Source organism: Halomonas fontilapidosi (assembly GCF_014192285.1).
Classification (GTDB): domain Bacteria; phylum Pseudomonadota; class Gammaproteobacteria; order Pseudomonadales; family Halomonadaceae; genus Halomonas; species Halomonas fontilapidosi.
Window position 1 is genome coordinate 23692 of record NZ_JACHXQ010000006.1, and the last position, 16805, is coordinate 40496.

General features: G+C 66.4%; 15 protein-coding genes. 1 reads left to right on the forward strand and 14 read right to left on the reverse strand.

The genetic code is table 11. The features are described from left to right. Window positions 1-57: 57 nt before the first annotated feature. The gene (locus FHR95_RS09920; RefSeq protein ID WP_183314269.1) at window positions 58-1164 is read left to right on the forward strand and encodes a TRAP transporter substrate-binding protein; all 1107 of its coding nucleotides are present in this window, start codon (window positions 58-60) and stop codon (window positions 1162-1164) included. Between the two features lie 58 nt (window positions 1165-1222). Here the strand turns inward: FHR95_RS09920 and nuoN are convergent, their stop codons facing one another. The 14 genes from nuoN to FHR95_RS09990 form a co-directional block, all read right to left on the reverse strand. After that, window positions 1223-2701, reverse strand: a complete 1479-nt coding sequence (gene nuoN, locus FHR95_RS09925) for an NADH-quinone oxidoreductase subunit NuoN (protein ID WP_183314270.1) — start codon at window positions 2699-2701, stop codon at window positions 1223-1225. After that, window positions 2698-4242 (reverse strand): NADH-quinone oxidoreductase subunit M, encoded by a 1545-nt coding sequence (gene nuoM / locus FHR95_RS09930; protein WP_183314271.1) that lies wholly within the window; start codon window positions 4240-4242, stop codon window positions 2698-2700. Before nuoM ends, nuoN begins: the two co-directional genes overlap by 4 nt. A gap of 97 nt (window positions 4243-4339) precedes the next feature. Further along, the gene (nuoL, locus tag FHR95_RS09935) at window positions 4340-6199 is read right to left on the reverse strand and encodes an NADH-quinone oxidoreductase subunit L (protein WP_183314272.1); all 1860 of its coding nucleotides are present in this window, start codon (window positions 6197-6199) and stop codon (window positions 4340-4342) included. Between the two features lie 10 nt (window positions 6200-6209). Next, on the reverse strand, window positions 6210-6518 hold the full coding sequence (gene nuoK, locus FHR95_RS09940) for an NADH-quinone oxidoreductase subunit NuoK (RefSeq protein WP_040183811.1): 309 nt from the start codon (window positions 6516-6518) through the stop codon (window positions 6210-6212). Next, the gene (gene nuoJ / locus FHR95_RS09945) at window positions 6515-7051 is read right to left on the reverse strand and encodes an NADH-quinone oxidoreductase subunit J (protein ID WP_183314273.1); all 537 of its coding nucleotides are present in this window, start codon (window positions 7049-7051) and stop codon (window positions 6515-6517) included. The genes nuoK and nuoJ overlap by 4 nt, the downstream gene beginning before the upstream one ends. Window positions 7052-7069: 18 nt before the next feature. Further along, window positions 7070-7612, reverse strand: a complete 543-nt coding sequence (gene nuoI, locus FHR95_RS09950) for an NADH-quinone oxidoreductase subunit NuoI (RefSeq protein WP_040183806.1) — start codon at window positions 7610-7612, stop codon at window positions 7070-7072. A 28-nt stretch (window positions 7613-7640) separates the two neighbouring features. Then, a complete protein-coding gene (gene nuoH / locus FHR95_RS09955; protein WP_040183805.1) occupies window positions 7641-8621 on the reverse strand; it encodes an NADH-quinone oxidoreductase subunit NuoH in 981 nt (326 codons plus the stop codon). Continuing rightward, a complete protein-coding gene (gene nuoG / locus FHR95_RS09960; protein ID WP_183314274.1) occupies window positions 8618-11368 on the reverse strand; it encodes an NADH-quinone oxidoreductase subunit NuoG in 2751 nt (916 codons plus the stop codon). Before nuoG ends, nuoH begins: the two co-directional genes overlap by 4 nt. Before the next feature lie 9 nt (window positions 11369-11377). Further along, window positions 11378-12751 (reverse strand): NADH-quinone oxidoreductase subunit NuoF, encoded by a 1374-nt coding sequence (nuoF, locus tag FHR95_RS09965; protein ID WP_183314275.1) that lies wholly within the window; start codon window positions 12749-12751, stop codon window positions 11378-11380. Further along, entirely contained in the window at window positions 12748-13251 is a 504-nt protein-coding gene (gene nuoE, locus FHR95_RS09970; RefSeq protein ID WP_183314276.1) for an NADH-quinone oxidoreductase subunit NuoE, read from the reverse strand. Before nuoE ends, nuoF begins: the two co-directional genes overlap by 4 nt. Before the next feature lie 3 nt (window positions 13252-13254). Beyond that, window positions 13255-15012, reverse strand: coding sequence for an NADH-quinone oxidoreductase subunit C/D (gene nuoC, locus FHR95_RS09975; RefSeq protein ID WP_183314277.1), 1758 nt, complete (start codon window positions 15010-15012; stop codon window positions 13255-13257). Between the two features lie 46 nt (window positions 15013-15058). After that, the gene (locus tag FHR95_RS09980; RefSeq protein ID WP_040183800.1) at window positions 15059-15739 is read right to left on the reverse strand and encodes an NADH-quinone oxidoreductase subunit B; all 681 of its coding nucleotides are present in this window, start codon (window positions 15737-15739) and stop codon (window positions 15059-15061) included. Between the two features lie 78 nt (window positions 15740-15817). Continuing rightward, entirely contained in the window at window positions 15818-16228 is a 411-nt protein-coding gene (ndhC, locus tag FHR95_RS09985; protein ID WP_040183799.1) for an NADH-quinone oxidoreductase subunit A, read from the reverse strand. A gap of 147 nt (window positions 16229-16375) precedes the next feature. Further along, a complete protein-coding gene (locus tag FHR95_RS09990) occupies window positions 16376-16804 on the reverse strand; it encodes a YqaA family protein (RefSeq protein ID WP_040183796.1) in 429 nt (142 codons plus the stop codon). Between the last annotated feature and the right edge of the window lies 1 nt (window position 16805).

The following is a 16805-nucleotide window of genomic DNA, read 5'->3' on the forward strand; positions in this document are numbered from 1 at the left end:
GCCAGCCCTCGCGAGGGCTTTCCACGACAATACGCACAACACCCAAAAGGAAAGCACATGAAACTCAGATCACTTGCCGTCGCCGTGGCCATGAGCGGCGCTGTCTCCGGCCTGATGCTGGTCTCCAGCGTCGACAACACGGCACAGGCCCAGGAAACCTTCGAGTGGAAGATGGTCACCTCCTGGCCGAAGAACTTCCCGGGGGTCGGCCAGGGGCCCGAGCGCCTCTCCGAGATCGTCGAGGAGATGTCCGACGGCCGCCTGACCATCGAGGTCTTCGGGGCCGGCCAGCTGGTGCCGGGCTTCGAGGTGTTCGACGCCGTTTCGGGAGGCACTGCCGAGCTCGGCCACTCCGCCTCCTACTACTGGAAGGGCAAGGCCCCAGCCGCCCAGTTCTTTGCCGCCGTGCCCTTCGGCATGAATGCCCAGGAGATGAATGCCTGGCTACACCATGGCGGCGGCCTGGAGCTGTGGAACGAGCTGTATGACGACTTCGGCGTCGATGTGCTGGTCGCCGGCGCCTCCGGCGTGCAGATGGGCGGCTGGTACAACAAGGAGATCAACTCCGTCGATGACCTGGACGGCCTGAAGATGCGCATGCCGGGCCTGGGCGGCGAGGTGATGGAGCGCATGGGCGTGGCCATCGTCAACATGCCCGGCGGCGAGATCTTCACCTCGCTGCAGTCCGGCGCCATCGACGCCACCGAGTGGATCGGCCCCTACAACGACCTGGCCTTCGGCCTGCATCAGGCGGCCGACTACTACTACTATCCGGGCTGGCACGAGCCGACCGTGATGTTCGAGGCGATCATCAACGAGGAGGCCTACGCCTCGCTGCCCGCCGACCTGCAGGCGATCCTGCGCACCGCGGTGCGCGACATCAATGCCGATGTGCTGGACGAGTACACCGCGCGCAACAACGATGCCCTCGAGACCCTGGTCAACGAACACGGGGTGGAGCTGCGTCGCCTGCCCGACGACGTCCTCGCCCAGGCCAAGGAGCACTCCGCCGAGGTGGTCGCCGAACTCGCGGAATCAAGCGAGATGGCCCAGAAGATCCACGACTCCTACCGGGCCTTCCAGGAGAAAGTGGTCAACTACCACGCCATCTCCGAGCAGGCCTACTACAACGCCCGCAACCCCGAGGGTGACACCGCCGAGTGATCACCTGAGCGCCACTGGCCCCCGCGGGCCCAGTGGCGCTACCCTCTCTGCCGGCGCGTCAGCCGCCGGTCAGCACCCTGACACTCTGCGTCCACTCGATGATCGGGACCGGATAGATTCCCAGCGCGACGATCAGCGCAGCCGCACCCAGTACCACCACGCCGCCGGCCTGGATCGCCCAGTTTTCGGGGGCATCACGGCGCTGCATGCCGGCCTCGGTGAGAAACAGCGTGACCATCACCCGCAGGTAGTAGAAGAGCCCGATGGCGCTGCCCACGATCACCGCGCCGACCAGCCACCAGCGCTCGGCCTCGACGCCCAGGGCGATGATGTAGAACTTGCCGATGAAACCCGCGGTGAAGGGGATCCCTGCCATCGAGAGCAGGGAGATCGTCAGCACGGCGGTCAGATAGGGGCGTCGCCAGAACAGTCCACGGTAGTGGTGCAGGCCTGCCGCATCCGTGCCGCCATGGGCGCCGGCAACATAAGGGCTTGAGGCATGGGGACTGGAGATCAGCGTGACCACCCCGAAGGCGCCCAGCGTGGCGAGCAGATAGCTCACCAGATAGACCCCGGCGGCCTCGATCGACAGGCCGTCACTGATCACCAGTGCGGTGAGCAGGTAGCCGAAGTGGGCGATCGATGAATAGCCCAGCAGGCGCTTGAGATTCGACTGGGTCAACGCCAGCAGGTTGCCGACCAGCATGGAGAGCACCGCCAATGCTGCCAGCACGTCATGCAGATCGCTATTCTGGAAGGCCGGCGCGGCGGTCATCAGCCGCAACAGCACGACGAACACCGCCACCTTGCTGGCCGCGGCCAGGAAGGTGGCCGCCGGCGCCGGGCCACCCTCATAGACATCCGGCGTCCACATGTGAAACGGCACCACCGAGAGCTTGAAGCAAAGCCCCATCAGCATCAGGGCGGCGCCAGCCAGTCCCCAGGCGCCTATATCGCCGCCCAGGCGCGCGGCCAGCCCGGCAATGTCCAGGCGACCGGTCTCGGCGTACAGCAGCGCCATGCCGAACAGCAGGAAGGCGGTTGCCGCGGCCGACAGCACCAGATACTTCACCCCCGCCTCGAGAGAACGACGCTCGCCGTAGACATATGCCAGCATGCCGTAGAGCGGTATCGACAGCAGCTCCAGGCCGAGGAACAGCGTCGCCAGGTGCGTGCTGGCCGCGAGCACCATGCCCCCGGCCGTGGCGCACAGCAACAACAGATAGAACTCCTCGCGAGGTCCGGTGTAGTGCGCCAGATAGGCATGCGCCAGGGTCGCGCAGGCCAGCGCCGCGACCATGATCAATGCCGCGGCGAAGATCGCCAGGCCGTCGACCGCCAGCATGGGGGCCGCCAGTGGCGCCATCCACGATACGCCGATCAGCGAGAGCAGGGCCAGATTGAGCCCCACCACGCTGACGATGGCGATGCCGGTATGATGGCGTCGCCAGGCAATCGCCAGCATCACCAGGATGGCCGTGGCGCAGACCAGGATCGGTGGCGTCAGGGCCAGCAAGTGCGTCGCGGTCAACGTCATGGTGTTCCCGTCAGCAGAGTGGTCGACAGTGAAGCGGCGCCAAACAGGCGCTGCACCTCACTCATGGCCGCGCCGGTGGTATCCAGCAGGGGCTGAGGATAGAGGCCGAACAGCAGCACCAGCCCCAGCAGCGACAGCATCATCACGTACTCGCGCGTATCGAGGTCGGCGAAGCGTCCCTCCCCCTGTGCCGGGCCGAAGTGCACCCGCTGCATCAGCAGCAGGGAGTAGATCGCCGCCAGCACCAGGCCGATGCTGGCGACCACCACGACCCACGGAGCCACCGGGAAGCTGCCGAACAGGATCAGGAACTCGCCCAGGAAGTTGGCGGTCCCCGGCATGCCCAGCGAGGCCGCGACGAAACATAGCGAGAAGCCCGGCAGGCTGCCCAGGCGGCCCCACAGGCCGCCCATCTGGCGCATGTCACGGGTGCCCAGACGCTCATAGAGCTGCCCGCTGAGAATGAACAGCCCCGACGCCGAAAAGGCATGAGCCACCATCATCAGCACCACGCCCTGCAGCGCCAGCTGGGTACCGGCATAGATGCCGATCAGCACGAACCCCATATGGGCAATGCTGGTATAGGCGATCAGTCGCTTGATGTCCTGCTGGCCGCAGGCCAGCAGCGCGCCATAGAAGATGCCGATCAAGCCCAGCGTCATGGCCACCGGCGCGAACGCCTGAGAGGCCTCGGGAAACAGCGGCAAGGCAAAACGCAGCATGCCATAGGCCGCGGTCTTGAGCAGGATGCCCGCCAGATCGACGCTACCCGCGGTGGGTGCCTGAGCGTGAGCATCGGGCAGCCAGCCATGCAGCGGCACCACCGGCAGCTTGACGGCAAAGGCGACGAAGAAGCCCAGCATCAGCCACATCGCCGTGGACTCGGAGAGCGGCGTCTGCATCAGATCGGCGTAAGCGAAGGTGTATTCGCCGCTATGGGCATGGTGAGCGAAGACCAGGCCGAGGATCGCCACCAGCATCAACAGGCCGCTGGCCTGGGTGTAGATGAAGAACTTGGTCGCCGCGCGGATGCGGGTGCGTCCTTCCGAACCGCTGTGCCCCCACAGCGCGATCAGGAAATACATCGGCACCAGCATCATTTCCCAGAAGAAGAAGAACAGGAAGAGGTCGATGGCCAGGAACACCCCCACCACCCCGCCAAGGATCCACAGCAGGTTAAGATGGAAGAAGCCGACGCGGCGCATGATCTCGTGCCACGAGCAGAGTACCGCCAGCACGCCCAGCAAGCCGGTCAGCGCGATCAGCACCAGGGAGAGGCCATCGAGCGCCAGGTGAACGTCGATACCGAAGCGCGGAATCCAGGCCGCGCGCCACTCCATCGACCAGCGCAGCGCCTCGCCGGCCATGCCGGCGTTACCCAGATGATAGTCCCCGTGGAACCACACCCCCAGCGTGATCGCGAGCTCGACCAGCATCGTCGCCAGCGCGATCCAGCGCGGCAAGAGATCACCAAAGCGATCCGCCTGCCAGCACAGCAGGCCCCCGATAAAGGGGATCAGAATCAGCCACAGCAGTGTCATAGGCGGTGCCTTCCCTGTCGTTGTAACAGTCGTTGCAACTGTGGTCGTAACAACGGCTGCACTGGCCTGTGAACGAGGCTCTGAGACATCATCGCGGTCAGCCCCTCAGCACCAGTACCAGCAGCACCAGCGCCACGCCGGCCACCATGGTGCTGGCATACAGCCGCAGCTTGCCGGTCTGGGTACCACTCAAGCCGCGGTGCAGTGCCCACGACAGCCAGGCCGCCAGCAGCAGCAGCCGATCAATGAGGTCACTGTGCAGCACCCGCACCAGGCCGCGATAGGGCCGCACGAACAGCCGATCATAGGCCGCATCAAAGCCCCAGGCCCGATGCCAGAGTTGCCACAGGCGTGCCGGCCAGCCGTCGGCGACCTGCTGGGCCAGCCAATGCCGACGGGCGTGGAACAGCCAGATCGCCACGGCCACCCCGCCCAGCGAGACAGCCGCCGCCAGCAAGGCCAACAGGGTATGGCCCGCCCCATGCGCGTCGGCCCCGGGGCCGGCCGGCAGCACGCCCGACAGGGGCGGGTGAATCCAGGCGCCGAGGAAGGTCGACAGCGTCGCCAGCACCACCAGCGGCAAGCCATGCAGCAAGCCTCGCCCGGCGTCGGCGCGACGGGCATTCTCGCTTTTCGCCACGCCGTGGAAAGTGCCGATGATCAAGCGCACGGTGTACAGCGAGGTCAGGACAGCACCCGCCAGCCCGGCCAGCAGCAGGCCCCCCTGCCCCGCCGCCAGCACCTCCCAGAGAATCTCGTCCTTGCTGAAGAAGCCGGCGGTGATCAACGGGAGCGCCGCCAGCGCCGCCCCCCCGACCAGGAAACCGGCATAGGGAAGCGGCAGCTTCTGCCACAGGCCCCCGAGGCGGCGCATGTCCTGTTCATGGTGACAGCTGACGATCACGGCCCCGGCGGAGAGAAACAGCAGCGCCTTGAAGAAGGCATGGGTCATCAAGTGGAAGATGGCCGCCTGATAGGCGCCGACGCCCAGCGCCAGAAACATGTAGCCGATCTGGCTCATGGTCGAATAGGCCAGCACGCGCTTGATGTCGGTCTGGGCGAGCGCGGCGAAACCCGCCATGAGCAGCGTCAGCGCGCCGATTAGCGCGACCAGGGTGAGCACCTCCGGCGCCAGCGCGAAGATGCCGTGCATACGCGCGATCAGGTAGACGCCGGCGGTCACCATGGTGGCCGCGTGGATCAACGCCGATACCGGCGTGGGCCCCGCCATGGCATCGGCCAGCCAGGTATGCAGCGGTAGCTGGGCGGACTTGCCCAGCGCCCCGCCGAGGATCAGCAGCGCTGCCAATCGGGCCTGCCACGCTCCCTCCTGCCAGACCTGCGGCGCACGCGCCAGGATCTCGCCGATGTCCAGCGTGCCCAGCTCGCGGAACAGCAGGAAGAGGCCGAGCGCCAGGAAGACATCGCCCAGGCGGGTCACGATGAACGCCTTGAAGGCGGCCCAGCCGTTGGCGGCGGTGCGGTAGTAGTAGCCGATCAGCAGATAGCTGCACAGCCCCACGCCCTCCCAGCCGAGATAGAGCAGCAACAGGTTGTCGGCGAGCACCAGCAGCAGCATGCTGGCCACGAACAGGTTCATGTAGGCATAGAAGCGCCTCACCCCGGCATCGCCCTGCATGTACCAGACGGCGAACAGGTGGATCAAAAAGCCGACGCCGGTGACGATGCCGAGCATGGTCAGCGACAGGCCATCCAGTGAAAGGCCGATGGTGGGCTGAAAGTCTCCGATCGCCACCCAGGTCCACAGGGTGATGCCGATGCCCTGCCCGCCGTCGGTCAGGAAGCGCCAGCCCACCCAGGCCGTGACCAGCGCCGCCAGCCCTACGCTGGCCACGCCGACCGCCGCACAGGACTGCGCGCCGAGCCGTCCCCGCGACAGCGTGAGGATCAGGGTACCGGCCAGCGGAAGCAGAAAGGTCAGTGGCAGTAGCGACATCGGCAACCCCTTATCCGCGCAGACGACTGGCCGCGTCCACGTCCAGTGTCTTGAAGCGATGATGGAGCTGGATCAACAGCGCCAGGGCGATACTGGCCTCGGCTGCCGCCAGGGTGATCACCAGCACGAACATCGCCTGCCCCTCCGGCTGGCCCCAGGCGGTACCGGCGACGATGAACGCCAGCGCCGCGGCGTTGAGCATGATCTCCAGACTCATCAGCACGAACACCAGGTTACGTCGGCAGACCAGCCCGGCGACGCCCAGCGCGAACAGGATGGCGGCCAGCACCAGGCCGTGCTCCATGGGAATGCCGCTCATGGCACCTCCTTGTGATCGCGACGGTCCGACGATGCGGCCGGGCCGGGAAGACGCCCGACGTGCGAGGCGGTGACCAGGGCGGCCAGCAGCAGCATGGCAGCGAGTTCGACGACCAGCAGCCAGGGGCCGAACAGCAGCGAACCCACGGCCCTGGCGGTCAGCGTCTCGCCCGTGATCATCCGCCCGCCCTCACCGCTCCACAGCGTCGCGACCAGGATCACCAGCAGCACCGCCGAGAGCAGCGCCGGCCCCAGCCAGACGCGGGGGCTGAGCCAGGCACGCTCCTGCGCCACCCCCTGCTGGCCGAGGTTGAGCATCATCACCACGAACACGAACAGCACCATGATCGCCCCGGCATAGACGATCACCTCGAGTGCTCCGGCAAAGGGCGCGCCCAGGGCGAAGAACACCAGCGCCACGCTGATCAGCGAGACGATCAGGTAGAGCAGCGCATGCACCGGGTTGGTATTGGTGACCACGCCCAGGGTGGCCAGCACCGCCACCAGCCCGCTCAGGTAAAAGGCAATTTCCATGGCATGTCCTCGCGCGTCTCAGGGCAGCAGCGTCCTGACATCGACCGGCGCGGCCTCGTCCTGCGCCTGGCCCTTGTCCTTGCCGGCAATGGCCAGCCCCGCCACCTTGTAGAAGTGGTAGTCATGGTCCTTGCCCGGGCCGTTGATCAGCAGGTCCTGCTTCTCGTAGACCAGCTCCTGGCGTTGGTACTCGCCCATCTCGACGTCGGGCGTGAGCTGGATCGCCGAGGTCGGACAGGCTTCCTCGCACATCCCGCAGTAGATGCAACGCGAGAAGTTGATGCGAAAGAACTCGGGATACCAGCGGCCATCCTCACTCTCGCCCTTCTGCAGCGAGATACAGGCCACCGGACAGGCTACCGCACAGAGGTTGCAGGCCACGCAACGCTCCTCTCCATCGGGGTCGCGGGTCAGCACGATGCGCCCGCGATAGCGGGGCGGCAGCGTGACCGGCTCCTCGGGGTAGTTGAGCGTCTGCCGCTTGCGAAAGCCGTGCATGAAGATCATGCCGAGCGTGCGCAGCTGGGACACGGTGCCTTCGATCACTTTCCTCAACCTCATGATCGCTCCTCGTTGACAGCAGCTTGGGTTACAGGGGGTCGGCGAGCAGGATCAGCGCCCCGGTCACCAGCAGATTGATCAGCGTCAGCGGCAGGCAGAACATCCAGCCGAAGCGCATCACCTGGTCATAGCGCGGCCTTGGCAGCGAGGCGCGCAGCAGCATGAACAGCACCAGGAAGGCCCCCGTCTTGAGCGCAAACCAGACAAACGGCGGCAGCCAGGGGCCCTGCCAGCCGCCGAAGAACAGCGTGACGATCAACGCCGAGATCAGCACCATGCCCACGTACTCGCCGAGAAAGAACATGCCGAACTTCATGCTCGAGTACTCGACGTGATAGCCATCGGCCAGCTCCTGTTCGGCCTCCGGCTGATCGAAGGGCGGGCGATGGGTGACCGCGATGCCGGCGACAAGGAACGTCATGAAACCAAGAAACTGAGGTACCACGAACCACAGATCTTCTTGGGCAGCGACGATCTCGCGCATGTTGAAGGTGCCCGCCATCGCCACCACGCCCATCAGCGACAGCCCGATGAACACCTCGTAGGAGAGCGTCTGCGCCGCGGCGCGCATGGCCCCGAGCAGCGCGTACTTGTTGCCGCTCGACCAGCCACCGAACAGCACTGAATAGACATTGATGCCGGCCATGGCGAGGAAGAACAACAGGCCGATATGCAGATTCGCCACCCCCCACGACGGCGTGAGGGGGATGATCATGAACGACAGCAGCAGCGACGCCATGGCGATCGCCGGCGCCAGCACGAACAGCGTCCGGTCGGCAAACGGCGGGATCCAGTCCTCCTTGAAGAAGATCTTGATCATGTCGGCCACCCACTGCAGCGCACCGAAGGGCCCTACCCGGTTGGGCCCGTGGCGATCCTGCCAGAGCCCCAGCAGACGGCGTTCGACCAGCGTCAGCACCGCCCCCAGCAGCAGGACCCCGAGCAGGATCACCCCGGCCTGCAGCATGGCGATCAAGCTGGCGACGAGAGGCTCGGGCAGCGCGTTCATTTGCGTACCTCGTCACGCCTCGCATGGCCGGAGGGCGTCGCCAGGCGAGCCCACTCGCCAGCTTCCAGGGACGGCGCGAGACCGGCCGGCACGCCCACCACCCCAGGCGGCAGCGTTGCCTCGTGGCATACCGACAGCGTGAGCGCGCCGGCGTGGCCGATGACCGCCAGCCGATCACCGTCACTCACCCCCAGCCGCGCGACGTCGTCGGCAGCGAGCAGCAGTGCTGGCGGTGCCGCGCGGGCGAGGATCGGTGCCGCCCGCGACGACGTCTCTTCGCCGCCGAACAGCCGCGGCAGCATCACGACCTGCCACTTGCCATCGCGGCGGCGAAAGCCCTCGGGAATGGAGGTCGCGTAGGCATGATCCCCGGGGCGAGGCGCCATCAGGCGCACGCCGGGGTCGCCGGCGCGCAGGTGGCCGCCGACCTCGTCGGTGAACTTGTTCCAGGCCTGCGGTGAGTTCCAGCCCGGCGCCCAAGCGAAGGCCACCTCCTCGCGGGGCTGGTCGAAGCCGCTGTAACCTTCCATCGAGAAGGTGAACGGCGAATCGGGGTCACGGGAAACGCGCGGCTCGCTGACGTCGAGATGCGCTCGCATGGCGGTCCGTCCGCTGTAGCGGTGCGGCTCGCGGGCCAGCTTGAGGCCATGCACCCGATAGTCGGCGTCCGGTGCGGCATCAACAATGCCCGCCAGCGAGGGATAGGCGCGGGCACAGTCGCGGATCACTTCATCGAGAGTGGTATCGGCAGCGGCGTGACGCAGGAGGTCGGCTCGCAGCGCATGCAGCCAGCGCCAGCTCGCGCGGATCCGCGTCTCGGGCCGCAGATGAGCGGGGTCGAAGACCTGGAAGAAGCGCTGGGCGCGCCCTTCGAGGCTGACTACCGTGCCGTCGGCCTCGGCGAAGCTGGCCGCCGGCAGGCCGAGATGGGCCCGCTGCCAGGTGGCGGTGCGCTGGTGATCAAGCACCACCACGGTCTCGGCCGCCGCCAGCGCCGCCTCGACGGAGGGCGCTGGCAGGCGTTGATGAAGGTCGTTCTCGAGAATCACCACGGCATCGGCCCGCCGGCTGGCGAGTTCGTCGAGCGCCCACTCCAGCGGCTCGCCTCCCATCATCGTCAGCCCCGTGCTGTTGACCTCGCGACGCACCAGCACAAGCCCGCCCCGGCGGGCGCGACGCGACAGGGCCCGAGCCACGTTGCCGGCGGCCCGGAGGATCGCCTCCGAGCCCAGTGAGCCGCCGCTGACCACCAGCGGACGTTCGGCGGCCATCAGCCGCGCGGCGATATCGCGGGCCGCCTCGCGCGTGCCCGGGTCGAGGTCCGTGACGGCCGGGGCACTGCCGTCGATCTCGTGGGCCACCGCAAAGCCCAGTCGGGCGATGTCATCCGGAGCCAGTGCCCAGCGGGCCGCGGTCACGTCGTCCAGGCCAGTGGGGGTCGGGTAGGCGATGAACACCGGGTGGTAGTAGTCCTGCCCCAGGGTGCGCACTGCGGCCGCGTGCCAGTGAGGAATATCGCGCTCGGCGGCGAGTGTCTCGTGACGCGCCTGGGCGGCCTGGCGCACCGCCAGGCCAAGCCGCGCGGCACTTTCGAGCAGGTCCTCGCCGAGAATCAGCACGGCGTCGTGTCGTTCGACCTCGCGAGGCGTCGGCGTGGGCAGCCCGCAGCTCTGGTTGAGCCTCTGCATCAGGGACAGGCAGCGCTGTTCGGCGGCAGCAATACCGGTGGAGAAGCCGTCGTCACCGACCAGTTCGCGCAGCTGGTGATTGCTCTCCAGGCTGGCACGGGGCGAGCCGATACCGATCACCCGGCGAACACGGCGCAGCCGGTCGGCGCCATGATCCAGGGCGGCGTCGACCTCCAGAGTCACGCCGGCATCATCGCGATGGCTGCGCCATTCCGGCAGGCGTGGGCGGTCGTCGCGATTGACGTAGCCATAGCCGAAACGGCCGCGATCGCAGAGAAAGAAGCGATTGACGTCACCGTGGTAGCGATTCTCGATGCGACGAAGCTCGCCGTAACGCTCGCCGGGACTGATGTTGCAGCCCACCGAACACTGGTGGCAAACGCTGGGGGCAAACTGCAGGTCCCACTTGCGCGTATAGCGCTCGCTGTGGGTCTGGTCGGTGAACACGCCGGTCGGGCAGACCTCGGTGAGGTTGCCGGCAAAGGGGCTTTCCAGCACGCCATCCTGATGACGGCCGAAATAGATGTTGTCGTTGGCACCGAAGGCGCCGAGGTCCTTGCCACCGGCATGGTCGCGATAGAAGCGCACGCAGCGGTAGCAGGTGATACAGCGATTCATTTCGTGGGCGATGAATGGCCCCAGATCCTGGTTGTGGTGGGTGCGCTTGCGAAAGCGATAGCGCCGGCGATCGTGGCCGGTCATCATCGTCATGTCCTGGAGGTGGCAATGCCCGCCCTCTTCGCACACCGGGCAGTCATGAGGGTGGTGGATCATCAGCCATTCGATGACGCTGGCACGGAACTCGCGCGCCTCCTCATCGTCGATCGAGATCCGCGTGCCATCGGCCGCCGGGGTCATGCACGACATCACCAGAGCACCACGGGTGTCGTCCTCGTCCCGGTACTGCTTGACCGCACACTGCCGACAGGCGCCGACACTGCCCAGTGCCGGATGCCAGCAGAAATAGGGCACGTCGAGACCCAGCGACAGGCAGGCATTCAACAGGTTGTCCGCCCCCGCCACCTCGTAGCGCTGTCCATCAACGTGAATCGTCGCCATGCCCTTTCCTCAGCTGCGGGTGAATGAATCGCCTGCCGGCATCGGCTCAGCTGCCGAAGCGGCGCGGGGCGGAGTCGCCACACCGCGCTCGAACTCCTCGCGGAAGTGCTTGAGTGCCGACTGCAAGGGCATCGCGGCGCCGGGCGCATGGGCACAGAAGGTCTGCCCCGGCCCCAGGTCGTCGGCCAGCTTGTCGAGCATCTCGAGGTCCCCAGGCTCGCCCTCGCCACGCTCGAGGGCCTGGAGCAGCTTGACCGTCCACGGCAGCCCATCGCGACACGGCGTGCACCAGCCACAGGATTCGCGCGCGAAGAACTGCTCGAGATTGCGCACCAGGGAGAGCACGCTCTGATCCTCGTTGACCACCGTCATCAGGCCCGTGCCCAAACGGCTGCCCAGTTCGCCGATGGTGTCGAAGTCCAGGGGGTGGTCGAGATGTTCCGGCAGCAGGAAGCCGGTACTGCCGCCGCCGGGCAGCCAGGCCTTGAGCGCGCGGCCATCACGCATACCACCGGCCCGCTCGAGCAACTCGCGCCCCGTCGTGCCGATCGGCAGCTCCCACAGGCCGGCCCGTGCGACCTTGCCGGAGACGCCGTACAGCTTGGTGCCGCCATCGTCGCTTAACTCGCCGGAGAGCGCCTGGTACCACTCGGCGCCATGGCGCATCACCGCCGGCGCGTTGCACAGGGTCTCGACGTTGTTGACCACGGTGGGCTTGCCCCAGGCGCCGGACTGGCCCGGGAACGGCGGCTTGGCCCGAGGATTGGCTCGCAGCCCCTCCAGCGAGTTGATCAGCGCGGTTTCCTCACCGCAGATATAGCGTCCGGCCCCGGTGTGCAGGGCGATATCGAAGTCGAAGTCACTGCCGGCGACGTGGCGGCCCAGCCAGCCGGCCTCGCGAGCCTCCTCGAGCGCCCGGGACAAGACGCGCGCTGCCTCGACATACTCGCCGCGCAGGAAGATGTAGCCAAAGCGGGAGTGATTGGCATAGGCGCCGAGGATCATGCCCTCGATCAGCAGGTGAGGCTGCTGTTCGAGCAGCAGACGGTCCTTGAAGGTACCGGGCTCCATCTCGTCGGCGTTGCACACCAGGTAGCCGCGGGGAATGTTCGGCCCCGTCATGGTCAGGCTCCACTTCATGCCCGCCGAGAAACCAGCACCGCCGCGCCCGCGCACGTTGGCCTCTTTCATGGTCGTCACCACGTCGTCGGGCGAGCGATGGCTGAGCACCTCCCGCACCGCGGCGTAGCCGTCCTTCTCGACATACTCCTCGAGCCCCAGCACGGCGCCATCCTCGCGCAGCCGCCAGGTCAGCGGATGCGTCTCGACGCGGCGTTCGGCGGACCGCTGACGCAGCTGGCTGTGGTAGCGCCTCGCGCTCATGAGAACCCCTCCAGCAGGTCGGCCACATCGTCCGGGGCGACGGGGCCGTAGGTGTGATCGTCGATCATCAAGGCCGGACCGCGGTCGCAGGCCCCCAGGCAGCACACCGGCAGCAGGGTGAAGCGATCGTCATCGGTGGTCTCGCCGTAGCCGATACCCAGCCGTGCCGTCAGGGCGTCACGCAGCGCCTCATAGTCGTTGAGAAAACACGAACTACTGTCGCAGACCAGGATCACATGACGCCCGACCGGCTGACGGAAGATCAGGCTGTAGAAGGTCGCCACGCCTTCGACGTCGGCGACGCCCACCCCCAGCGTCTCGGCAATGACCGGGATCGCCGCGTCGGGCACCCAGCCGTGGCGGCGCTGGACGATCTTGAGCGCTTCGATGCAGGCGGCCTGCGGCTGCTCGTAATGATCGCGCGCGTGCTCGATGGCGCGACGCTCTTCATCGTCGAGGGTCAAGCCGTCACTGGCGATCTGTCGTGTCGTCTGGTTCATGGGTCAGCGGTCCACGTCAGCCATCACGAAATCGATGCTCCCCAGGTGGGCGATCAGGTCGGGCACGAAACCGCCGCGCATCACCGCCGGGATTTGCTGAAGGTGTGGGAAGCTCGGCGTGCGGATGCGGGTACGATAGCTCATGGTATTGCCGTCACTGGTGAGGTAGTAGCTGTTGATGCCCTTGGTCGCCTCGACCATCGCCAGCGACTCGCCCGGCTCGAGCACCGGCCCCCACGAGACCTGAAGAAAATGCGTGATCAAGGTCTCGATGTGCTGGAGCATCCTTTCGCGGGGTGGCGGCGTGGTCAGGGGATGGTCGGCCTTGTAGTCGCCGGCCGGCATGTGATCGACGCACTGCTGGATGATGCGCAGGCTCTGGCGCATCTCCTCGATGCGTACCTGACCGCGATCGAAGACATCCCCCTGGCCGCCCAGCGGCACCTCGAAATCGAACTGCTCATAGCCACCGTAGGGGCGCTGCTTGCGCAGATCGAAGTTGCAGCCAGTGGCACGCAGGTTGGGCCCGGTGACGCCCCAGGCGAGGGCGTCATGGGTAGTGTAGGCAGCGACGTGCCGGGTGCGCTCGCGCACGATGGCGTTGTCCATCATCGACCGCTCATACTCCCTCAGGCGCTTGGGCATCCAGTCGAGAAAGCCCTGCACCACCGTCTCCCAGCCGTTGGGCAGATCCATCGCCGTGCCGCCGATGCGAAACCAGGCCGGGTGCATGCGAAAGCCGGTGATCCCCTCGATTACCTCATAGGCCTTCTGGCGGTCGGTGAAGGTGAAGAACACCGGCGTCATCGCACCCAGGTCCTGCAGGTAGGTGCCGAGGAACAGCAGGTGGCTGGAGATGCGAAACATCTCGGCCAGCATCACACGGATGACCTTGGCGCGCTCGGTCACCTCGATGCCGGCCAGCTTCTCCACCGCCAGGATGTAGGGGAAGTTGTTCATCACGCCCCCCGTGTAGTCGACCCGGTCGGTGTAGGGGATATAGCTGTGCCAGGACTGACGCTCGCCCATCTTTTCGGCGCCGCGGTGGTGGTAGCCGATGTCCGGCACGCAGTCGACGATCTCCTCGCCATCAAGCTGCAGCACGAGGCGAAAGGCCCCGTGCGCCGAGGGGTGGTTGGGGCCGAGGTTGAGAAACATGAACTCGGCGCTCTCACGCTCGCGCCGCATGCCCCACTCCTCGGGCTTGAACTGCAGCGCCCCCTGCTCGACCTCCTGGCCCTGCACGGTCAGGGTGTAGGGGTCGAACTCGGTGGCCCGCGCGCCATGCTCCTTGCGCAGCGGATGCCCCTGCCAGGTCGGTGGCATGAGGATCCGCGCGAGATGCGGGTGGCCGATGAAGTCGATGCCGAACATGTCCCACACCTCACGCTCGTACCAGTTGGCACAGGCATAGACCGAGACCACGCTGGGCATTGCCAGGTCGCCCTCGCGCAGGGCGACCTTGAGCATCACATCGCGATTCCGCGAGACCGACAGCAGATGATAGAAGACCGTGAAATCGGCCTCGGGCAGGCCGCGACGGTGGGCACGCAGACGTTCATCGACGGCCGAGAGATCGTAAAGCATCTCGAAGGGGTCGGGCATGTCCCGCAGGAAGCGCAACATCTCTCCAAGGGACTCACGAGCGACCCACAGCACCGGCATTCCGGTGTGGGTCGGCTGCACGACAAGGGCATGATCTCCGAAGCGCTGCCTGAGCGCGATGACGACAGGGTCGTGGGTCAGGGTATCAGCGCTCATGAGCGTCGGCAGTCTCCTCCGGCAGTAAAGGGCATTGATCGCGGTCTTAGAGCTCGTCGGGGGTGCGCAATTCGGTGGCCTGGATGCGCCGGTCACGATGCTTTTCGCGTTGCGACGGCATCTCGGCGCGATACACGCCCTGATCACCGACCACCCATGACAGCGGGCGGCGCTCTTCCTGAATCGCCTCCTGCAACAGTTGCAGCCCCTGCAGGAAGGCTTCCGGACGCGGCGGGCAGCCCGGCACATAGACGTCGACCGGCAGGAACTTATCGACGCCCTGCACGACCGAGTAGATGTCGTACATGCCCCCGGAGTTGGCGCAGGAGCCCATGGAGATCACCCACTTGGGCTCGAGCATCTGGTCGTAGAGCTGCTGGATCACCGGTGCCATCTTGATGAAACAGGTGCCGGCAATGACCATGAAATCGGCCTGACGCGGGGAGGCGCGGATCACCTCGGCGCCGAAGCGGGAGATGTCGTGCGGCGCGGTGAAGGCCGTGGTCATCTCCACATAGCAGCATGACAGGCCGAAATTGTAGGGCCAAAGGGAGTTCTTGCGTCCCCAGTTGACGGCAGAGTTCAGCACCTCTTCCAGCTTGCCGGTGAACACGCTGCGATGGAGCTGCTGCTTCAGCGGATCTTCCTCGACCCGACGGGATTCACCGAGCGGATATCGAGACTCGGCGGCTACACTCTCTTCGGCTCGCGTCAGGGTGTAGGGCATGCAACTCCTCCAACTCCAGGGTCATTCAGCAGATAGCGACATGACGATCATCCGCAAGCGGCCGCCGCTGGTGCAACATCAGCCTGGGGTGTCGCGCGTCGCGCGCCCGGGCGCCCAGTCGAGAACTCCCACGCGGCTGTCATAGACTAGCCCGGCCAGCAGGATGGCGATGAACACCGCAGCGCCGGCAAAGCCCGTCCAGCTCACCTCGCGGACCGTTACTGCCCAGGCGAACAGGAACACGGCCTCGATATCGAAGATCACGAACAGCATCGCGACTCGATAGAACTTGATGGAAAAGCGCTGACGAGGGTGACCGGCGCCGATCACACCCGACTCGAAGGGCAGCGACTTGCTTTGCCCATGGCTGCGCCCCCCGAGCAGGGCGGAGAGGCCAATCATCACGGCACACAGCGTGACGACGGCCAGAATGAACAGGCCCGTCGCCCATTGCTCGGCAACCAGTGCGGTGGTGGTGTCGTGCTCCATCAATGGCCTCTCGATGCGCGCCTGTTTATCGGGTATGTCTCACCCGACACACTTTGCCGCAACCCGCCAACCATCAGGCAGCGTCGCATTCTCAATCAAGCCTAGAGGATCCTTGGCGATTTTCCGAGACCCGGTCGCCCACGGTTCTCAGCAGAGCGGGGCCAGCCAGGCCTTCGCCAGCCACAATACCAGAGCGTAGCGCGCCGCCTTGGCCAGCGCGATCAGCAGGATGGCACGCCACCACGGCAGGCGCAGCACACCGGCCAGCACGGTCAGCGGATCGCCGATCACGGGTGCCCAGGAGGCCAGCAGGCTCCACTCCCCGACCCGCAGGTACCAGCGCTCGGCCCGCGCCAGCCCACGGCGGGATACCGGGAACCAGCGACGGTCCTGAAAATGACGCGCATAGCGTCCCAGTCCCACGTTGACCAGGCTACCCAAGGTATTGCCGAGACTGGCCACCGCCCAGAGCAGCATCGCCGGCTCGCCGGCGCACCACAGACGCGCCAGCCACAGCTCGGAACCACCGGGCAGCAGGGTGGCGCTGGCAAGTGCCACCAGGAACAGCGTCAGCATG